Source organism: Promineifilum sp. (SeqCode), from assembly GCF_041918635.1.
In the GTDB taxonomy this organism is placed as follows: domain Bacteria; phylum Chloroflexota; class Anaerolineae; order Promineifilales; family Promineifilaceae; genus Promineifilum.
Map to the genome: position 1 here is coordinate 1 of NZ_JAYRVJ010000798.1, position 3,226 is coordinate 3,226.

Below are 3,226 nucleotides of genomic sequence, written 5' to 3' on the forward strand. Positions count from 1 at the left end.
CATCGATAACCCACTCCCTGCGCTCGTTGTCTGGCAATCCTTTGCGGTTCTTCGCACCCGTCGCCCCCCCTTGCCTGGCTGGGGGGGATAAACGCAGCCAGGAATGGCTGCGCTACGGGTGCGAAGAACGGCAATGAATTGCCTGACTACGAGCGCAGTGAGTGGATTCTCTATGGCCGGGCGTTGTATACTCAGTGAATGCCCAATATCGATCTTGCTACCCTTATCGCCCGGATCGTCGTCTTGCTAATCGCCTTCACGGTGCACGAGTTGGCCCACGCCGTGACGGCCGACTACCTGGGCGACCCGACGCCGCGCCGCATGGGCCGCATCACCCTCAACCCGCTCAAGCACCTCGACCCGTTCGGGACGCTGATGCTGATCATTGCCGGCTTCGGCTGGGCCAAGCCGGTCATGGTTAACCCCATGAACATGCGCGGCAACCCGCGCACGTCGATGGCGATTGTCGCTCTGGCTGGGCCGGCGTCGAACCTGATTATGGCCGCCGTGGCGGCCATGTTCTTCCGGTTTGGCCTCGTCGATCTGAACGCCGTGGCGAGCAGCGGCACGTTGCCCTCGCCCGCTTTTCTGCTGATACAGTTTCTTTTCATCAACCTGGCCCTGGCTTTCTTCAATATGATCCCCGTCCCGCCACTGGACGGGTCGAAGATCCTGTTCGCGCTCCTGCCGGCCGAACTGGTATACCGGCTGCGTCCGTTGGAGCAGTTTGGGTTCATGATCCTGTTCGCGGTCGTCTTCTTCGTGCCGCAGGTCTTGAACGTTCTGGTCTGGCAGCCCGTCCAGGCCGCGGCCCGCTTCCTGGTCGGCTGAACGTGGGCCTCGCCTACCGCCTCCGCCAGCTGCGGACGATCCTGACCGCCGGCCCGCTGCCCGACGAGGCGCGGCGCGAGATCGCCGCGACGCTCAGTGGGCCGGAGCGCGCCCTCTTCGACCGCTACACCCCGGGCGACCAGTGGCACGCCTACCGTGTGTTACGCATGCTGCGGGATGCGGGTTATAATGATCCCGATCTGCTGGTCGCGGCCCTGCTGCACGACGTCGGCAAGACGCGCTGCCCGCTGTCGGCCTGGGATCGGACGCTCATCGTCGTGGCCCAGGCGCTTGTGCCGCAGCGGATGGCGGCCTGGGGCGAGGGCGCGCCGGAAGGGTGGCGGCGGCCGTTCGTCGTGCGTGCCCAACACGCGGCCTGGGGCGCGGCGATGGCCGAGGCCGCCGGCAGCCGTCCGGCCGTGGTTGACCTCATCCGGCGGCATCAGGATAAGCCGGGTGAGGGGGATGCGTGGTTGACTCGCCTCCAATGGGCGGATGATCAGAATTAAGAAGAATCCGCAGATTTCTCACATGACGCAGATTGGTTGTTGGTCGTTAGTCGATAGGTTTAGACACCCGACGACCAACGACTAACGACCAACGACAGCAGGAGAGCATCCATGAAAGCGCAAACGGTAACCATTGTGGGCATGGGACGGATAGGGGTATCCATCGCCCGCGCGCTGAAGGCGGCGGCGCCCGGTCTGACCATCGTCGGCCACGACCGCGTCCGCGATCTGGCCGAGGAGGTCAAAAGCCTGGGGGCGATTGACCGGGCAGAGTGGAACCTGGTCAGCGCCGCCGCCGCGGCCGACATCCTGGTGCTGGCCGCGCCGCTGGCGGAGTTGGCAAATACGCTGATGGTTATCGGCGAGGAAGTCCAGCCGCACGCGCTGGTGCTCGATCTGGCCCCGCTGAAGGGGCGAGGCCTGCGCTGGGCCGGGCAATACCTCAAGCGCGGCCACTACGTCGGGGTTGTGCCGGTGCTGGCGGCGGCCCACCTGGACGACGGCCGGGACGAGGCCACCGCGGCGACGGCCGACCTCTTCCGCGACAGTATCTTCGGCCTGATGCCCTCGGCCAGCGCCGACCCCCAGGCGGTGGATACAGCCGTGACGTTTGGCCGGCTGCTGGGGGCGACGCCCTACTTTGTTGACCCGCTGGAGTACGACAACCTGGCGCAGGGAGTGGAGACGCTGCCGGGGCTGGCCGCCGCGGCGCTGTTCGGCGCGGTGCGCAAGGCGACCGGCTGGCGCGACATGTTGCGCTTCGCCAACACCCCTTTCGCGCTGGGGACGCAGCCCTTGCAGCAGGGGGCGGATTTGACTGTCCTGGCGCTCAACGATAAGGCAGCCACGTTGCGCTGGCTCGACGCGCTGTTGGAGGAGTTGTCCGCCCTGCGCCGCCTCATCCGGGAAGGGGATGCCGATCTGATCGACGCGACGCTGGGCGATCTGCTGGCCCAGCGCCACCGTTGGCTGCGCGAGCGCGCCGAGAACGAATGGGTTGAGGGCGTCGAAACGCCCCTCGATCGGCCGTCAATCAGTGAACAATTCCTGGGCGGCTGGCTGGGCAGTAAGATCAAGAAAGACAAGAAGAGCGAGTAGCCGGGGGGCGCTTGCGGAGAGAGGGACGGTTGCGCGTGTTGATGATTGCGCCCACCTCCTTCTTCAGTGATTACGGGGGCCACATCCGTATCATGGAGGAGGTGCGGGCGTTGCAGGCCAGGGGGGTAGAGGTCGCGGTCGTAACCTATTACAAGGGGAACGACGTGCCGGGGATCGACATCCGGCGCACGGCGCCGCTGCCCTGGCATACCGACTACGAGGTCGGTTCGTCGCGCCACAAGCTGGCTTTCGACGCGTATCTGGCTGTCAAATCGCTGGCTGAAGTTCGCCGCTACCGGCCGGACATCATCCACGGCCACATGCACGAGGGGGCGCTGATTGGCGGCGTGCTGGCCCGGCTGATGCGCGTGCCATTGGTGTTCGACTTTCAGGGCAGTCTGACGGCCGAGATGGTCGATCACCACTTCTTGAACCCGCACGGGCGCGTTTACCCCTGGGCCTACCGGATCGAAACGGCCATCACCCGCCGGCTGCCCGACGCTATCCTGACCAGTTCGGAGCGGGCCGGGGCGCTGCTGCGCGACGACTTCGGTGTGCCCGCCGGGCGCATCCACGATTTGCCCGATTGCGCCGACGCGACCCGCTTCGACCCGGCCCGCTTCCCCTTCGCGCCGGGGGAGCACCCATTGCGCCTCCAGATGGGCATCGCGCCCGATACGGTGGTGGTCGGTTACCTGGGGTTGCTGACCGACTACCAGGGCATCCCCCACCTCATCCAGGCGGCGACGACACTGCGGCAGCGCGGCGAGAACGTGCGCTTCCTGATA

General features: G+C 66.2%; 3 protein-coding genes and 1 pseudogene. All 4 read left to right on the forward strand.

Going from position 1 to position 3,226, the window contains the following annotated elements:
* Positions 1–198: 198 nt before the first annotated feature.
* Positions 199–831, forward strand: coding sequence for a site-2 protease family protein (locus ACE3UY_RS22740; RefSeq protein ID WP_374689753.1), 633 nt, complete (start codon positions 199–201; stop codon positions 829–831).
* A gap of 2 nt (positions 832–833) precedes the next feature.
* Positions 834–1,340, forward strand: a complete 507-nt coding sequence (locus ACE3UY_RS22745) for an HDIG domain-containing metalloprotein (protein WP_374689754.1) — start codon at positions 834–836, stop codon at positions 1,338–1,340.
* A gap of 105 nt (positions 1,341–1,445) precedes the next feature.
* A pseudogene (locus tag ACE3UY_RS22750) lies at positions 1,446–2,438 on the forward strand (prephenate dehydrogenase); the annotation flags it as partial.
* Between the two features lie 41 nt (positions 2,439–2,479).
* Positions 2,480–3,226, forward strand: a 747-nt coding sequence (locus ACE3UY_RS22755) for a glycosyltransferase family 4 protein (protein ID WP_374689755.1), incomplete at its 3' end; no start/stop codon positions are given.